The sequence below is a fragment of the Thiomicrorhabdus aquaedulcis genome, assembly GCF_004001325.1.
GTDB lineage: Bacteria > Pseudomonadota > Gammaproteobacteria > Thiomicrospirales > Thiomicrospiraceae > Thiomicrorhabdus > Thiomicrorhabdus aquaedulcis.
The window spans coordinates 2,054,845-2,070,249 of record NZ_AP018722.1; the positions used below are offsets into that span (position 1 = coordinate 2,054,845).

Annotated in this window: 17 protein-coding genes; 10 read left to right on the forward strand and 7 right to left on the reverse strand. The window is 45.5% G+C overall.

From position 1 onward, the window contains the following. The first annotated feature begins 180 nt into the window (after positions 1 to 180). The gene (gene ppx, locus EP181_RS09400; protein ID WP_127471403.1) at positions 181 to 1,743 is read left to right on the forward strand and encodes an exopolyphosphatase; all 1,563 of its coding nucleotides are present in this window, start codon (positions 181 to 183) and stop codon (positions 1,741 to 1,743) included. Between the two features lie 72 nt (positions 1,744 to 1,815). Here ppx and EP181_RS09405 read toward each other — a convergent pair whose 3' ends face one another. Further along, the gene (locus EP181_RS09405) at positions 1,816 to 3,015 is read right to left on the reverse strand and encodes a flavodoxin domain-containing protein (RefSeq protein WP_127471404.1); all 1,200 of its coding nucleotides are present in this window, start codon (positions 3,013 to 3,015) and stop codon (positions 1,816 to 1,818) included. Positions 3,016 to 3,346: 331 nt separating this feature from the next. Between EP181_RS09405 and EP181_RS09410 the strand changes: the two genes are divergently transcribed. From EP181_RS09410 to EP181_RS09420, 3 genes are read left to right on the forward strand one after another with little or no spacing between them, the layout of a single operon-like run. Beyond that, positions 3,347 to 3,796, forward strand: a complete 450-nt coding sequence (locus EP181_RS09410; RefSeq protein WP_338064733.1) for an ABC transporter substrate-binding protein — start codon at positions 3,347 to 3,349, stop codon at positions 3,794 to 3,796. Continuing rightward, the gene (locus EP181_RS09415; RefSeq protein ID WP_127471406.1) at positions 3,796 to 4,320 is read left to right on the forward strand and encodes an ABC transporter substrate-binding protein; all 525 of its coding nucleotides are present in this window, start codon (positions 3,796 to 3,798) and stop codon (positions 4,318 to 4,320) included. The genes EP181_RS09410 and EP181_RS09415 overlap by 1 nt, the downstream gene beginning before the upstream one ends. Positions 4,321 to 4,355: 35 nt before the next feature. Next, positions 4,356 to 6,263: a diguanylate cyclase domain-containing protein gene (locus EP181_RS09420; RefSeq protein ID WP_127471407.1), complete on the forward strand. Its 1,908-nt coding sequence runs from the start codon at positions 4,356 to 4,358 to the stop codon at positions 6,261 to 6,263. 64 nt (positions 6,264 to 6,327) lie between these two features. Here EP181_RS09420 and EP181_RS09425 read toward each other — a convergent pair whose 3' ends face one another. After that, entirely contained in the window at positions 6,328 to 6,819 is a 492-nt protein-coding gene (locus EP181_RS09425) for a hypothetical protein (protein WP_127471408.1), read from the reverse strand. Positions 6,820 to 6,968: 149 nt separating this feature from the next. On the opposite strand from EP181_RS09425, the gene nfo reads away from it, so the two are divergent. The 4 genes from nfo (at position 6,969) to EP181_RS09445 (ending at position 9,955) form a co-directional block, all read left to right on the forward strand. Further along, positions 6,969 to 7,811, forward strand: a complete 843-nt coding sequence (nfo, locus tag EP181_RS09430) for a deoxyribonuclease IV (RefSeq protein WP_127471409.1) — start codon at positions 6,969 to 6,971, stop codon at positions 7,809 to 7,811. Between the two features lie 84 nt (positions 7,812 to 7,895). After that, positions 7,896 to 8,549 (forward strand): orotate phosphoribosyltransferase, encoded by a 654-nt coding sequence (gene pyrE, locus EP181_RS09435; protein ID WP_127471410.1) that lies wholly within the window; start codon positions 7,896 to 7,898, stop codon positions 8,547 to 8,549. A gap of 12 nt (positions 8,550 to 8,561) precedes the next feature. After that, entirely contained in the window at positions 8,562 to 9,065 is a 504-nt protein-coding gene (locus tag EP181_RS09440) for a SixA phosphatase family protein (RefSeq protein WP_127471411.1), read from the forward strand. Positions 9,066 to 9,325: 260 nt separating this feature from the next. After that, positions 9,326 to 9,955, forward strand: coding sequence for an OmpA family protein (locus EP181_RS09445; protein WP_127471412.1), 630 nt, complete (start codon positions 9,326 to 9,328; stop codon positions 9,953 to 9,955). Positions 9,956 to 10,074: 119 nt separating this feature from the next. On the opposite strand, the gene EP181_RS09450 is transcribed toward EP181_RS09445, so the two are convergent. The 5 genes from EP181_RS09450 to dut all read right to left on the reverse strand — a co-directional run bounded on the left by EP181_RS09450 (position 10,075) and on the right by dut (position 13,767). Next, positions 10,075 to 10,839 carry a sulfite exporter TauE/SafE family protein gene (locus EP181_RS09450; protein ID WP_172959739.1) on the reverse strand — a complete coding sequence of 255 codons (765 nt, stop codon included), beginning with the start codon at positions 10,837 to 10,839 and terminating at the stop codon, positions 10,075 to 10,077. Positions 10,840 to 10,932: 93 nt separating this feature from the next. Further along, complete coding sequence (locus tag EP181_RS09455; protein ID WP_127471413.1) at positions 10,933 to 11,745, reverse strand: mechanosensitive ion channel family protein; 813 nt, start codon at positions 11,743 to 11,745, stop codon at positions 10,933 to 10,935. A gap of 30 nt (positions 11,746 to 11,775) precedes the next feature. Next, on the reverse strand, positions 11,776 to 12,672 hold the full coding sequence (gene argB, locus EP181_RS09460; RefSeq protein ID WP_172959740.1) for an acetylglutamate kinase: 897 nt from the start codon (positions 12,670 to 12,672) through the stop codon (positions 11,776 to 11,778). Between the two features lie 23 nt (positions 12,673 to 12,695). Beyond that, positions 12,696 to 13,181, reverse strand: a complete 486-nt coding sequence (locus EP181_RS09465) for a YajQ family cyclic di-GMP-binding protein (RefSeq protein ID WP_127471414.1) — start codon at positions 13,179 to 13,181, stop codon at positions 12,696 to 12,698. Positions 13,182 to 13,305: 124 nt separating this feature from the next. Next, entirely contained in the window at positions 13,306 to 13,767 is a 462-nt protein-coding gene (dut, locus tag EP181_RS09470) for a dUTP diphosphatase (RefSeq protein ID WP_127471415.1), read from the reverse strand. A 149-nt stretch (positions 13,768 to 13,916) separates the two neighbouring features. Between dut and EP181_RS09475 the strand changes: the two genes are divergently transcribed. Beyond that, on the forward strand, positions 13,917 to 14,801 hold the full coding sequence (locus EP181_RS09475; RefSeq protein WP_127471416.1) for an SMP-30/gluconolactonase/LRE family protein: 885 nt from the start codon (positions 13,917 to 13,919) through the stop codon (positions 14,799 to 14,801). A 110-nt stretch (positions 14,802 to 14,911) separates the two neighbouring features. Beyond that, on the forward strand, positions 14,912 to 15,328 hold the full coding sequence (gene mscL / locus EP181_RS09480; protein ID WP_127471417.1) for a large-conductance mechanosensitive channel protein MscL: 417 nt from the start codon (positions 14,912 to 14,914) through the stop codon (positions 15,326 to 15,328). The last annotated feature ends 77 nt before the right edge of the window (positions 15,329 to 15,405 follow it).

Below are 15,405 nucleotides of genomic sequence, written 5' to 3' on the forward strand. Positions count from 1 at the left end.
GATATAAAAATAGACGCAGTCTTCCTGTCAAAACATTTTGTGTTCGCTTAAACCTCATCAAGCGTTCCTCCCAAATATTAAGCGGCTTTTTATGGTGCACGCGCGGCGCAAAAAAAGTAAACTACCGCAAAACCGCGCGGACAATACGGTTTATTGTTCGCCTATTTGAGAGCCTTGCCCATGACAAACACGCCCAATTTGCCCCCCGAAATCCCTCAAAACACGCCATCGGGTAACGCAACCGATTCGGCCGACCAGTCTTTATATGCCGCCATTGACTTAGGCTCAAACAGCTTTCACATGATTATAGCCCGCGAAATTCACGGTCAAATGCAAGTGGTCGACAAACATAAAGAGATGGTGCGTTTGCGTGCCGATTTGGGTGTAAACGGAGAATTGTCCGAAAAAGCCTTTAGCAGTGGCATTGCCTGTTTAGAGCGTTTTGGCCAGTTAATTAATGGTATACCCACGCAAAATGTGCGCGCGGTAGGCACCAATACATTGCGCAACGCCACCAACAGTCGCTCTTTTTTAGCCCAAGCCAGTAAAGCTTTGGGGCATAAAATACAAATTATTGCCGGCCAAGAAGAAGCCCGACTCATCTATTTAGGCGTAGCGCATGGGCTGCCCAATAATGACGAGCAACGCTTGGTTATGGACATTGGCGGTGGCAGTACTGAATATATTATTGGCAAACACTTTGACAACCAACACTTAAGCAGTACCGAAATGGGCTGTGTAAGCATCACGCAAAGTCACTTTCCTAAAGGTGCTATTACCCTTGAACGCTTAAATTACGCCATTGCCTGCTGCCGTCAAACCCTGCGCCCACACCGCAACAAGCTTAAAAAACTGGGTTGGGACACGGCCATTGGCGCATCGGGCAGCATTAAATCAATTGGCGAAATTATAAAAGCCAACGGGTGGTCAGACAACGGCATTACCTTACCGGCCATGGTCAAGCTCAGCGAAGCACTTATTGCCGCGGGTTCGGCCGATGACATTAAACTTGAAGGCTTAAAAGACGAACGCCGCCCCGTTCTTATTGGCGGCTTAGCCATTTTAATGGCCACGTTTATAGAACTTAATATCGCGCAAATGAACGTGTCGGCCAACGCCCTACGTGAAGGCTTAGTGTTTGATACATTAGGCCGACTATACGCCGAAGACGCGCGTGAAATAAGCGTAAACGCCATGCAACAATGGATGAAAGTAGACGTTCAACAAGCCAATCACGTGGCTCAAACGGCTCGTTCACTGTTTAAGCAAGCACACACCATTTGGCCATTACGCCCAACCGAATACGACTTTAAACGCCTGCTTAAATGGGCGTGTATGCTTCACGAATGCGGCATTGCAATCAGCTACAAACGCTATCGTCAGCACAGTGCGTATTTAATTGAACAAGCTGACATGGCCGGGTTTGACCAACAAGAAAAACAAATTTTAAGCACGATGATGCTCAACCACCGAGGCAAATTCATTCCTACGGTGTACGACGAGCTAGAAAAAGAGTTTAGTGAACAATTGATTTGCCTAACCGTCCTGCTGCGCCTAGCGGTACGCATTCACCGAGGCCGCGACCTAGAAGACGTAGACCCCGTATTAAGCATTGAAAACACCAACGAAGTGCACTTAAAATTTACCAATCAATGGCTTAATGAGCACCCGCTAACGCGGTTAGATTTAGAAACCGAAGCCAAACGACTGGAAGCCGCTGGGTTTAAATTGACGTTTGAATAATGTGCGACCCTTGCGCGCTTAAACCCGCGCAATTAACCGTAATTAACCTCAACTAGCATTAAGCCATCGCTCTTAATACACGTCTAACTGAATGCGTTTTTGAGCTTTAGCGTCTAACCAGGCCTGGTCGGCTTGAGCTTGGCTTAAACCGCCCAGACTTTGCATTATGGCACTCCACGTTTGCTCAACCGCTTTGGCCATGGTGGCTTGAGCACCACACACATACACCACCGCCCCTTTTTGCCACTGCTGCCAAACCAAGGCGCGCTGTTGCCACAAACAATCTTGCACATACACTTTGTGCGCTTGATCGCGTGAAAAAGCCGCAAACCACTGTAACTGCCCAGCGGCTTCCCAAGTGCGCAAATCGTGGCATTTTAAACAGTGCGTTTGCGCGCTCGCCTCACCCCAAAACAGCACGTTATGCGAAGCATCTAACCAGGCCTGGTCATCCTCAAACTTAACATCCTGCATTGTTACATGGCTCATTTGCGCAACGCGCTGTTGCATAAACCCTATAAACGGCGCAATCCCCGTGCCCGCGCCAATCATAATAATGGGCAAGCGTTCGTTAGTGGGCAATTTAAAGTTGCGATTGGGTTTTACATCGGCTTGCACCACATCGCCTACGCTTAAAAGGCTTAAGCATCGTGTGGCCACGCCAAAGCGTTGCCGAGGTGCGGTCAGGCTCGATACAGCGGGCGTAAACTGCACTAGCTTATAAATGAGGTTTATCTCTTGAGTCACAGAACCCGACAAATAACCAGACGAACCAACCCCATTGGGCGCACTGGCAATCGAATAATAGCGTGGTGCCAGAGGCGACATCCAGTTTAAAAACTCAAGCCCCAAATTCACTAAGCTGGGAAACTCGGCCAACACATCCAGCATATCGCGTGCGTAAGCGTAGTCGATCATTGCTTGACGATTTTGCCAATCGCCCAATCCTAACTGTTGTTGCATTTTGTTTAAAATCGCCGGATTCACACGGGTAAGTTCTAAACGCTCAATGAGTGCTTGGCGAGCGGTACTGTGAACATTACGCAAAACAACAGACTCATCGCCGCTTAACCCTAACGACGCTAACATTAACGCCACCACTTGCGGGTGATTGGTCACGCTCACCGCCACCCAATCGCCAGGCTGATAGTCGAGCGTGCAGTCTAACTCATTATCGTTGGCTGAGTTTAACGCCCGCAACGTCAATTCAAACGCAGGGCTTTCAATACCCGATGCGGTAAGCTCTAAATTACGAATCACTTCAAATTGCATTTTTCACCTATAAAGCCCATTAAACTCATTAAAAACATCATTTTTTCATAATAACACGCCAAAAACAGCTTTGACCAGGCCTGGTCAAAGGCAAAATAACGGTTTTGCCCATTTAAAAAGAACCATTATGATGACTAAACCCCCACCCTGTTTACGCACCGCACGTTTGGCTTAAACCTAAAAGTTGCCTTAAACAAACAGCACAAAACGCGCTCGACATAATGGAATAAAAAAGTTAACCTTATGGTTAATTTCAATACTTAGTTTTTATTGTTTAGAGACCTTTGCATGAGTGAGGCGCGAAAGATCTCATTTAGCAAGGGTTAAATCGATGCCATCAATAAATTTAAATAAGATAAATAGGTCGATCACGTCATTATGGCTCGCACGTGGGATTTCACTTTTTATCGCCTTAACCCTAACGTTAACCCAAACAGGCTGCAACAATACTACTTTAGCAATAGGCGTGCACCCTTGGCTGGGGTATCAGCCCATTCACCTTGCTCAACAACACAATTTATTACCCGCTGAATTTTCGTTAATACACACCACTTCAGCCTTACAAACTCAGCAAAAACTGCGCAACGCAGAGCTGGATGCAGGTTACTTAACCTTAGACGAAGTGCTGTTATTAAAAGAACAAGGTGTCGATTTAACCATTGTATTGGTTACTAATGTATCCACCGGTGCGGATAAAATATTAGCACGCCAACCCAATCAAACTAAACACGACATAATTGGTAAAACCCTGGCTTACGAAGCGGGAGCTGTGGCGAATTAATGCTAACGGCTTTTTTAAAACACCATCAACTCAGCCCTAAAGACTTAAAATTGGTGCCACTCGCCACACCCAACCATTTAAACGCTTGGCAAACTCAAGACCTAGACTATTTAATTACTTACGATCCCATTGCGCAAAAAATACTGCCCGCCAACGCCCATATTGTGTTTGACAGCCGTCAAATCCCCGACTTAATTATAGACGTACTGGCCGTAAGAACCCCACTGTGCCATGAGCGACCACAAACCATTAAACGCTTAACCCAGGCACATTTTGCAGGGCTTGAACTTATTAAACGCGACTTTCAAGAATCCAGCTACCAAATAGCCGATAACCTAGGACTTACACAAGCCCAAATTGTTCAGGCTTTGGCCGATATAACGCTACCCTCAAAAGAAATTAACCACAAAATGCTGGCCAACGACTTTGACCAAAATACACAAACAATAAGCCAAATACTGTATCAAGCGGGGTTAATCAAAACCTTAACACAGCAAAAGATCCATACGGATACCTGCTTGTGAAAATACTTTTTTGTCTATTCACGCTTCTGTTAAGCATGCAACTAAACACAGTCAATGCCGCCAAACAGCCGCTTGTTGTAGGGGTGTACGCTTATCAATCGCCGCTTAAAGTGACGCAAGAATATCAGCCCTTAATCTCATTTATGGCCTTAAAGTTACCCAACTTAGACATTCAATTAAACGTCCTCAGTGCACCAGACTTAAAAGAAGCGGTACGCAAAGGCCAAGTGGATGTGCTGATTACAAGCCCTAATTTGTATGAAGAAATTCGTCACGAAAACTTTATCACCGGGGTCGCGGCTACAGTGCAGCGCCAATATGAAGGCGTTGCCACCACCAGCTTAGGTGGCGTTATATTTACCCTGGCTAACAACACTCAATTTACCCACTTACAAGATGTACAGCATGCCAAAATTGCCACACCTAGCCTAATCAATACAGGTGCTTATAGAGTGCCTTTGTACGAACTGCACAAAGCCAACCTCAATTATACCAACCTAAATTTGCTCGAAGTTGGTTGCAACGATGCCGTTGTTGAGGCTATTTTACTGGGCGATGCAGACGTAGGGTTTGTGCGAACAGGCGTGCTTGAAGATTGGTTTGAACGGGGAGATTTGTCACCGCAAGCGATTAGAGTCATAAATCAAAGAACCCTTAAAAGTTTCCCATTTTTACTCTCTACTCAGCTTATGCCCGAATGGCCGGTAGTGATTATGCCCAAGGTATCTTCTGCGCTGTCTAGAGAAGTCTTGTCGGTGCTGTATCAATTTAACAATCCGTCAGAACATAATAATCATGGCCGCATTGCCAATTTTGCACCACCATTAGACTATAAGCCTTTTGAAAACATGCTTAGAGAAATGAAATTATCGCCCTATGATGTAACACCCAAACCCACTTTTAGTAGTATTTGGTCTAATTATTGGCACTTTATCGCCTTAGGTTTATTATTGTTTTTGGTTATTTTAGTGGCTTTTATATTAGCCGAAGGCTACCGTAGAAAAATTTGGCAAATACACTTAAGGCTCAGCCAAGTTGTTGATGCAACCCGAGTAGGTACGTGGGAATGGAGCCCCGAAACAGGCCGCATTATTATAAACGAACACTATGCCAGTCAAATTGGTTACCAAATGGCTGAGTTATTGCCGTTTAATTACACCAAATGGCAGGCTTTGGTTGCCCCTGATGATTTAGACGCCGTGCAACAAAAAATTAATCATCACTTTAGCCATCCTAATCTTCCCTATCAAGCTGACTTTAGGTTAAAACACAAAAAGGGTCATTGGGTTTGGATTCACGCCAAAGGGCTTGTAGTGGATCACTCGCCCAATGGACTGCCTTTGTTAATGGATGGAACGCACACCGACATATCGTTGCAAAAAAAACATGAGTTACTGCTCAATAAAGAAGCAAACTTTGACCATTTAACCGGATTAATGAACCGCAATTATTTTATGCATTCGCTTGAAGCCACGCTAAATAAAATTGTGCCATCGGTTATTGATGCAGACAACTCAGACTCTTCCATGACTCAGGCCTTGGTGTTTATTGATTTAGATAACTTTAAACCGGTAAATGACAAATACGGCCATGAAGCAGGCGATGCCGTGCTTAAAAGCTTTGCACACCTACTCAAAGAATCGCTTAGACCTGACGATTTAGCGTGTCGTCTTGGCGGTGATGAATTTATTTTGTTAATTCAAAACATTGCACATCGAGCGCAACTCGACAGCATCATAAACCGCATATTAACCCAGCTGCAAACCCCCATGATATATGACCAAAACCCGCTTAATGTGTCGTGCAGTATTGGCGTTTATGATTACGTTGCATCACAAACATCGATTAATTTACCAGCCGATGAAGCGGTTAAAAAAGCCGATTTAGCCATGTACCAAGCCAAAGCCTCTGGAAAAAACAAAGTGGTTTTTTACTCTACTTAATATTTATTTACTTATTTAAAATCTATTTAGCGCAATGTGTTCATCAACCCATTACGCTAAACCACTAAATTAGCGACATTAACCAAGGTGCGCTGGCAATTAAGGTAATAGCCGAGGTTAAACCCGTAATTAACCCTATTACAATTTGCGGCATTAAATTGCTTTGCTTTACTTCAAACTGCGCCATTTGACGCTCTACCGAACTAAACACATCCACCTGCTTTTTAAGCAAACTGTTTAAAGTAGAAATTTGTTTAAACAGCAACTGCTGTTCTTTTTCGAGGCCAGTGCGTGATTTCTTAGCCTGTTCGTCCAAGTCGCGTACCTGACCGGCCAACTGACCAATCGACGCGTCCATTTGCTTAACCAGGCTTTGCAAGGCGGTTTTATCGTCTTTAAGCCATTCAAAATCGGGCGTAATCATGTCCGACATGTCCATATCGTCGGTAAAACGTTTGCCCTGCGCGTTATTTGCGCCGCGATGGCGACGCATCGCCTGCTCAAGCAAAACGCTTTTTGATCCCAACGGTTCCACATTTCTTAAATCAATGGCCATGAATACTCTCCTAAATCGCTTAAATACGCCGCGCTACAATAACTGTCAAACTTTTGTCACCAGCGCCTATTTTAACCAACTAATGCAGAAAACGTGCCAAATGCAAAAAAGTGCGTCAAAATAGTCGTCTTACTTTTAGGGAATGCACTATGAAATACATTGGAGCTCACGTATCGGCCGCAGGCGGTGTTGAAAACGCGCCATTGCGCGCCCATCAAATTGGGGCAACGGCCTTTGCGCTGTTTACCAAAAACCAACGTCAATGGGTGGCCAAACCCTTAAGCCCGCAAAGCATTAACGACTTTAAAGCCGCTTGCCAACGCTACGGTTACAACGCCAAACAGATTTTGCCACACGACAGTTATTTGATTAATTTAGGTCACCCGCATCTTGATCAACGGCAAAAATCATTGGACGCCTTTATAGATGAATTGCAGCGCTGTGAACAATTAGGCATTGGCTTGCTTAACTTTCACCCCGGCAGCCACCTGCGTGAAGTGTCCGAAACCCGTTGCATGGACTTTATTGCCGAATCGATTAATTTTGCCTTAGCCCAAACCACCGACGTGTGCGCCGTACTCGAAAACACCGCCGGCCAAGGCTCTAACTTGGGTTATCAACACGAACAACTGGCGTACATTATTGATAAAGTTGAAGACAAAACCCGCATTGGCGTCTGTTTTGACACCTGCCACGCCTATGCCGCCGGGTACGATTTAAAAAACGACTACGACGGTGTAATGCACGACTTTGAAACCGTGGTGGGTTTTAACTATTTAAAAGGCATGCACATTAATGATTCTAAAGCCAAGCTGGGGCAAAAACTCGACCGCCATCACAGTCTTGGCGAAGGCGAGATTGGTTGGGACTTTTTTAAAAAACTCATGCAAGACCCGCGAATTGATGAAATCCCCATGACATTAGAAACCATTAACCCCGATATTTGGGCGCACGAAATTCAAACCTTAAAAACCTTTGCCGGGCAAACTTAATCTCGCGCAGGATTGTCTTGGTTTACCTCAATGCGACCTTAGAGTAAGATAACCACTCAAACTTGATACTAAAAAAGAAAATTCATGGATAAAACTCAATTTATCGAATTCGTAATGCAAACCGGCGTGTTAAAACTGGGCGAATTCACTTTAAAATCTGGGCGCGTTAGCCCGTACTTTTTTAACGCGGGTCTGTTTAACACCGGCGCACAATTAGCCACACTGGCCGCCGGCTACGCCAGCGCCATCGCGCAATCCAACCTAGCATTTGACGTACTGTTTGGCCCAGCTTACAAAGGCATTCCTTTGGCCGCTACCACCAGCGTGGCGTTGGCGCTTAATCACCAAATTAACAAACCTTATGCGTTTAACCGCAAAGAAGCCAAAACGCATGGCGAAGGTGGGAACATTGTCGGCCATCCATTGCAAGGTAACGTGTTAATTATTGACGACGTAATTACCGCCGGCACTGCCATTAGAGAAGCCATTGACATCATCACCGCACAAGGCGCACAGCCCGCCGGAGTTGTGGTGGCGTTAGACCGCATGGAAAAAGGCCAGGGTGAATTATCGGCCATTCAAGAGGTCGAGCAACAATTTGGCATTCCGGTTATGAGCATTATCAATTTAAACGATATTATTCACTATCTAGCCCACCACTCTAAAGACCCTAATGCACCGCATTATTTGGCGGCCATGCAAGCTTATCGTCAGCAATACGGTATAAAATCCGCATAAGGAAACATTTACATGTCCAGCAAACTCCGTGAATTAATTTTGCTTAGGCACGCCAAATCCGACTGGCAACAAGCCGAACTCGCAGACATTGACCGCCCCCTTTCCAGTAAGGGCAAAAAAACCGCCGCTAAAATAGGTAAATGGATAAAAAACCAAGGGTTATTGCCCGACTTAATTTTGGTATCGCCCGCGGTTCGCACCCAGCAGACGCTTAAACGCGTCTGCAATGAATGCCCAGCCAATTCCATTGTGGTGCCAGAACTGTATCTGGCCGACTTAGACACCTTAAAAACCGTACTTGCGCAAGCACCAACGGCGCAAAGGATTATGTTAATTGGCCACAATCCTGGTTTAGAACGTTTGTTTAACTATTTATGCAATCAACCTCTAGAGCAAGACTTTAACCTGTTTCCCACGGCGGCTTTAGCGCATTTTATTATGCCCAACAATTGGTCTAGCCTTGAAGCGGGTGATGGCCGTTTAGCACAATTTGTGCGCCCTAAAGAGGCGTTCTAAAAAGTCGGTCTAAAATCGGTTTAAAACCTACCTTTAAAAAAACATTTGCACGTGCAAGGTGCAATGCTCTCTCTGTTTAAATACCATTAAAAGCATAAACGTAGGTTAAACCGTAAGTTAAATAGACAAATAACTTAAACTCCCTCAACTTTAGCCATTAAATATTTTTTAACCCTCTTTTAAATGTTATATTTAATGTATAAAATCTCATTAATTTATTTAAACCTTACCTTCTTAACTATCTATAAGGATAATTATCTATGAAAACTAAACTTTTGCCTTTAGCAGCCGCTCTTTTATCGGTTGCAGCAATGTCTTCTGTTCAAGCGGCTGAAAAACCAGCGTCGGCTAAAACTACTGCTTACATCGTTAACTCTGACGGTGCTTATTTAGTCGATACTTGGGGACGTTGTGTACGTTCTATCGACTGGACAAAGGACACCGCTAACAACAAATGTGAAGGGATTGCAGAACCTAAGCCTGAGCCAGTTGCTGAAGTAGCTCCTGCTCCTGCTCCTGTTGTTGCTGCACCGGTTGAAAAACCTGCTCCGCTAAAACTAGGTGGCATTCAAGAACATTTTGATACTGACAGAGCTGTTTTAAAATCGACTGCTTACCCAGAACTAGACAAATTTGTTAAGTACATGGGTGCTGTACCTGCCAGCAAAGCAAAAATCGTCGGTCACACTGACAGCACCGGTTCTGATGCGCACAACCAAAAGTTGTCTGAAGCACGTGCTGGCGCAGTTAAAGGCTATTTAACCAGCCAAGGTATCAATGCTGACCGTATGGACGTATCTGGAATGGGTGAAACTCAGCCTATCGCCAGCAACAAAACCAAAGCTGGTCGCGCTGAAAACCGTCGTGTAACGGTTGAAATCGTTGAGTAATTAACACTCTCAACTCAAATTAAATTATGAGTTGAGTTTGTGATAACACAGTGATTAAAATATGATTATTAAATACCCGCGCAAACTAGGTTTACGCGGGTATTTTTTGCCCATCTTTTTTAAATAAATGCCTTATACAGCAGTGACAGCCCTACCAGCACCGTAACCACTTCAAAACTGCGCTTTACCCATACATTGCCTTTTACAATCGCAAAATGCGCGCCCAAGTAGCCGCCTAACAACGAACCTAAGATTAATGCAGGCAACCAGTCCCATCTTATTTCACCCAACACGCCCAGCGTTGCCGCACCAAACCCGTTCCAAAAAATGCCCACCAACACCAAGGTATACGAAATAGCGGTTTTGTAGTCCAACCCAAACCAGCGAATCAGCCAAATGGTGACAAATAATCCCGTGCCCGAGGTTAAAGAACCGTTTAACACTCCAATCAAAAACAGCACCAAAGCGCCAATGACCAGGCCTGGCCAATCGCGGTGTTGTGTGACCATCACTTGCCCCAGCTGAGGTTTTAACCACGAATAAACCCCCAAGCCTAAGGTAAGCAAACCCAGTAAACCTTGCGCTACTTGTTCATTCACCTGCAAAATAAGACTCGCGCCCAGCACTACCCCCGGCAAGCCTGCCAGTAAAATATACCCAGAAAAACGCCAGTCAAAGTGTGTCGATCTTAAATGACGTGCCGTGGCGCCTAACCCCAAAAACACACTGGCTACCTTATGAGTAGCCAACGCCACGCCAAAGGGTAACCCTAAAAAAAGTAAGGCCGGCAGTTGCAACAACCCCGCGCCACCGCCCGCTAAAGCCGAAAAAAAATTGGCCACAAACGACACTAAAAACAATCCAAAATGTTCGATTAAACTCACATAATCCACCTTACCCTACCAGGCCTGGTTACAAAAAACCCCTTGTAAAAAGGGGTCTTAATCAAAACAACGCAGCCATTTCATTACAGACGGCTAAGACTCTGACTGATGTAAATGCACGTCCATTTGTGGATAGGGAATGCCAATGCCTGCTTCGTCAAAACGCAGTTTTACTTTTTCGTTCATATCCCAATACACCGCCCAATAGTCGGCTGAGACCACCCAAGGACGCACCACAAAATTAACACTGTTGGCTCCCAGTTCAGACAGCGCTACCACGGGAGCAGGTTCTTTTAACACCCGCTCATCGTCGGCCAACAATTGCTCTAAAATGGCTTTGGCTTGACGCAAATCGGCCTCGTAACTAATACCAAATACCATGTCTACTCGGCGAGTAGCGCGTGCCGAATAATTGGTAATGGGGCCGCCGTAAATTCCGCCGTTAGGCACAATAATCTCTTTATTGTCGCCCGTGCGTAAGGTGGTGCTAAAAATTTGCACATTTTCAACCACACCCGCCACACCGCCGGCTTCGATAGAATCGCCACTTTTAAAGGGTTTAAACACCAAAATCATCACCCCAGCGGCAAAATTTTGCATCGAGCCTTGCAACGCTAAGCCAATGGCCAACCCAGCGGCGGCAATTAACGCAATCAGCGACGATGTGTCAACTCCAAGCTGGTTTAACGCCGCAATGATCACAAACAGCATCAGCAATGCGTTAAGAATGGATACCGCAAAATTGACCAGCATGCTGTCCATGGACGGCACACGATCTAATACGCGCTTAATCACCTTAACCAGAATCTTAACCGCGTAGCGCCCCACCACAAAAATCAACAACGCCAACCCAACCTTGATTCCCCAAGGCAGTGCGTAATCGTTTAGCATCAATTCAAAATTCATTTTTGCTCCTATCTTGCTTTTGGCATGGCGTTATTGCGCGGTTATTAACGTGCCCACGCCTTCGTCGGTAAACACCTCTAACATCACGGCATGTTCTACGCGGCCGTCGATAATATGCGATGACGTTACCCCATTTTGCACCGCGTCCAGCGCGCATTTAATTTTAGGCAACATGCCACCGTAAATGGTGCCGTCGGCAATTAAGGCGTCTACCGTTTGGCTGTTAAGACCGGTCAGCAAATTGCCTTCTTTGTCGAGCAAGCCGGGGATATTGGTAAGCAATATCAATTTTTCGGCGTTAAGCGCTTCGGCGATTTTGCCCGCCACCAAATCGGCGTTTATATTGTAAGAGTGGCCATCTTCGCCCACGCCCACTGGGGCAATGACTGGAATAAAATCGCCCTGAATAAGCATGTTTAAGACTTTAATATTAATCTCTTCCACTTCGCCCACATGGCCTAAATCGATGATTTCGGAGGTGTGAAACTCGGGGCCGTCGCGCAATAACGTCATTTTTTTAGCGCGAATTAAGTTGCCGTCTTTACCGGTTAATCCCACCGCGTTGCCACCGTTACGGTGAATCAGGTTTACAATCTCTTTGTTTACCTGTCCACCCAAAACCATTTCAACAATGTCCATGGTTTCGGTGTCGGTAACACGCATGCCCTGAACAAACTCGGATTGCTTGCCAATTCGGCTCAATAAATTGCCAATTTGCGGCCCGCCGCCATGCACCACAACGGGGTTCATGCCCACCAATTTCATGAGCACAATGTCACGCGCAAAGCCAGCTTTTAAAGCCTCATCGGTCATGGCGTTGCCGCCGTATTTAACCACAATGGTTTTACCAGCAAATCGTTGAATGTAAGGCAAAGCTTCGGACAAAACGGCCGCAATGTTTTGCGCTTGTTCTTTATTTAGGTTCATGGTGTTTTGCACTCTCATCAAAATTAATCTCTAAAGTTATTAAATTGCAACGGCAGTTCTAAATCGTCCAAGCCACGCAGTAATTGCATGACTTCTTGTAAATCGTCGCGTTTTTTACCGGTTACACGAATGCTGTCGCCTTGGTTGGCGGCTTGCACTTTAATTTTGGAGTCTTTAATGGCTTTAATAATTTTTTTGGCCAACGGCGCGTCCAAGCCCTCTTTCATTTCGATGTCCTGCTTGGCGGTTTTAAGCTGAATATCGGGGTCTTTGCGTTCCATGCATTTTACGTCGATGCCACGACGATTGGCCTTTTGCACCAAAATATCGTACATCTGATCCAGCTGAAAATCCGACTGGGTTTTTAGCGTCACCGTGGTGTCTTTTAGCTCAAAACTTGAGTTACTGCCTTTAAAATCAAACCGAGTAACCACCTCTTTATTGGCTTGATCAATGGCGTTGGTGAGTTCGTGTTTATCCAATTCGGACACAATATCAAATGTGGGCATGGCCGTCTCCTTTTAGTGTGTAACCCCTGTTTTGGGGCAATACGTTAATTGATAATTTGCAATGACCAGGCCTGGTCAAACGTGTTTTTAATGTTTTATTGTTTTGATTGTTTTGTTAAAGATATTACAGCGCACCCGTGTGGCCAAAACCACCTTGACCGCGTTCAGTAGCGTCACCAAACTCGGTTACTTGGGTAAAGACCGGTTGCAACACCGGCACAATCACCATTTGGGCAATACGTTCACCCACCGCCACGGTGTAAGGCTCGTCACCTCGGTTCCACACCGACACCATTAACGGTCCTTGGTAATCCGAATCAATCAGCCCCACCAAATTGCCCAGCACAATACCGTGCTTGTGCCCCAACCCCGAGCGCGGCAGCAGCATGGCCGCAAAACCTGCGTCGTCTAAATGAATGGCCATACCGGTGGGAATCAACACCGTTTGCCCGGGCAAAATGGTTAAAGGTGCGTCAACGCACGCGCGCAAATCCAAACCGGCTGACCCTTTGGTGCCGTAATGTGGCAGTTCAATTTGGTTGCCCAAACGGGGGTCTAAAATTTTGTATTGCACCTGAAGAGTCATGGCTCGCTTCCTTTAAAATAAGTTTGGCGGGTATTTTACAACAAAGCTCATTTAAAAAATGCCACAATGAGAGGCCTTTGCACGAGTCTATTGTCGGCTAAACGGTTAAAATTTCTGTTTTTTATCTGCCTCTATCTTAAGGAGTTTTTATGACCACGTTATTTTCACGTTCTGTTTTGGGTATGGCTTTGTTTGGCGCGGTTTTAATGCCAGCTTACGCCCAACCGATCACCCTAAGCGATGTTGGCTTTGCCACCCCAGAATCGGTTGAATACTATGCCGCCCAAGACGTTTATTTGGTGGCCAACATTAACGGCAGTCCGTTTGATAAAGACGACAATGGCTTTATCTCTAAGGTAAGCCCCAGTGGCGAAGTGGTTAATTTAAAATGGCTAGACGGCGCGTCACCCAACGTGCGACTTAACGCCCCCAAAGGCTTTGAAGTCATTGGCAACAAACTCTACGTGGCCGACATTGATGTAGTGCGCGTATTTTCATTGCCCGACGGCCAGCAGCTCAAAGACATTAAAATTGAAGGCAGCACGTTCTTAAACGGCTTAAGTCGTATAGACGACCAGCATTTTTATCTAACCGACAGTGGTTTAAACCTGGGCTATAAAGCCTCTGGTCAAGATGCGCTGTACAAAGTGTCCACCGCCGGTGAGGTTCAAATAATTCAAAAATCAGCCAATTTAGGCCGTCCTAATGGGGTAACGCCTTATAAAACCGGCGTGGCCATGGTCACTTTTGGTACGGGCAAACTGCACTATTTAAACTCACAAGGTCAAACGACCGCCTTAATGACGTTGCCAGGCGGCAGTTTAGACGGTTTATTAGCCATGCCAAACGACGCGTTAATCACCTCGAGCTGGGAAACCTCGTCTATTTACCACATAGACGCTCAACGCCGCGTGACCACGCTCATTAATCATTTAGACTCGCCGGCCGATTTAGGCTTTGACAGCACACGCAATCGCTTGTTGATTCCGCTGTTTAAAACCAACGAAATAGTGATTTTGCCGTTAAAAAAATAACCACTTGGCTTTTTTGATGCCATCAAATCGATTAACCTATGTTTTCCGAGGAAATTAGCGATAATCGTGCTTGGTATTTACAAAACAAGAAAAACGAGAGGAGTGTTACGATGAGTTTAATAAAAGAGTTTAAAGAGTTCGCTGTTAAAGGCAACGTCATCGATTTAGCGGTGGCGGTCATTATTGGAGTGGCGTTTGGCAAAATCGTCAGCTCACTGGTGGCCGATGTGGTGATGCCGCCGATTGGGGTGTTAATGGGAGGGGTCGATTTCTCAGACCTGTCGATTGTGATTAAAGAAGCGGTAGGCGAAGCCCCAGCGGTCGTGATTGCCTACGGTGCGTTTATTCAAACCGTGGTGGATTTTATGATCATCGCTTTTGTCATTTTTATGGCCGTTAAAGGCATTAATCGCCTTAAAAAAGAAGACGTGGTGGTTGAAGAGGTTAAAGCCGAACCCGCACCGTCCGACGAAGTGCTGTTACTCAGCGAAATTCGCGATTTATTAAAGGCACAAAAAAATCTTTAAAAGACCTTACTGTCAATGCAATTGACCAGGCCTGGTCAATTGCATTGACAGAACAAACCGCAGCTTAAACCCTTCTT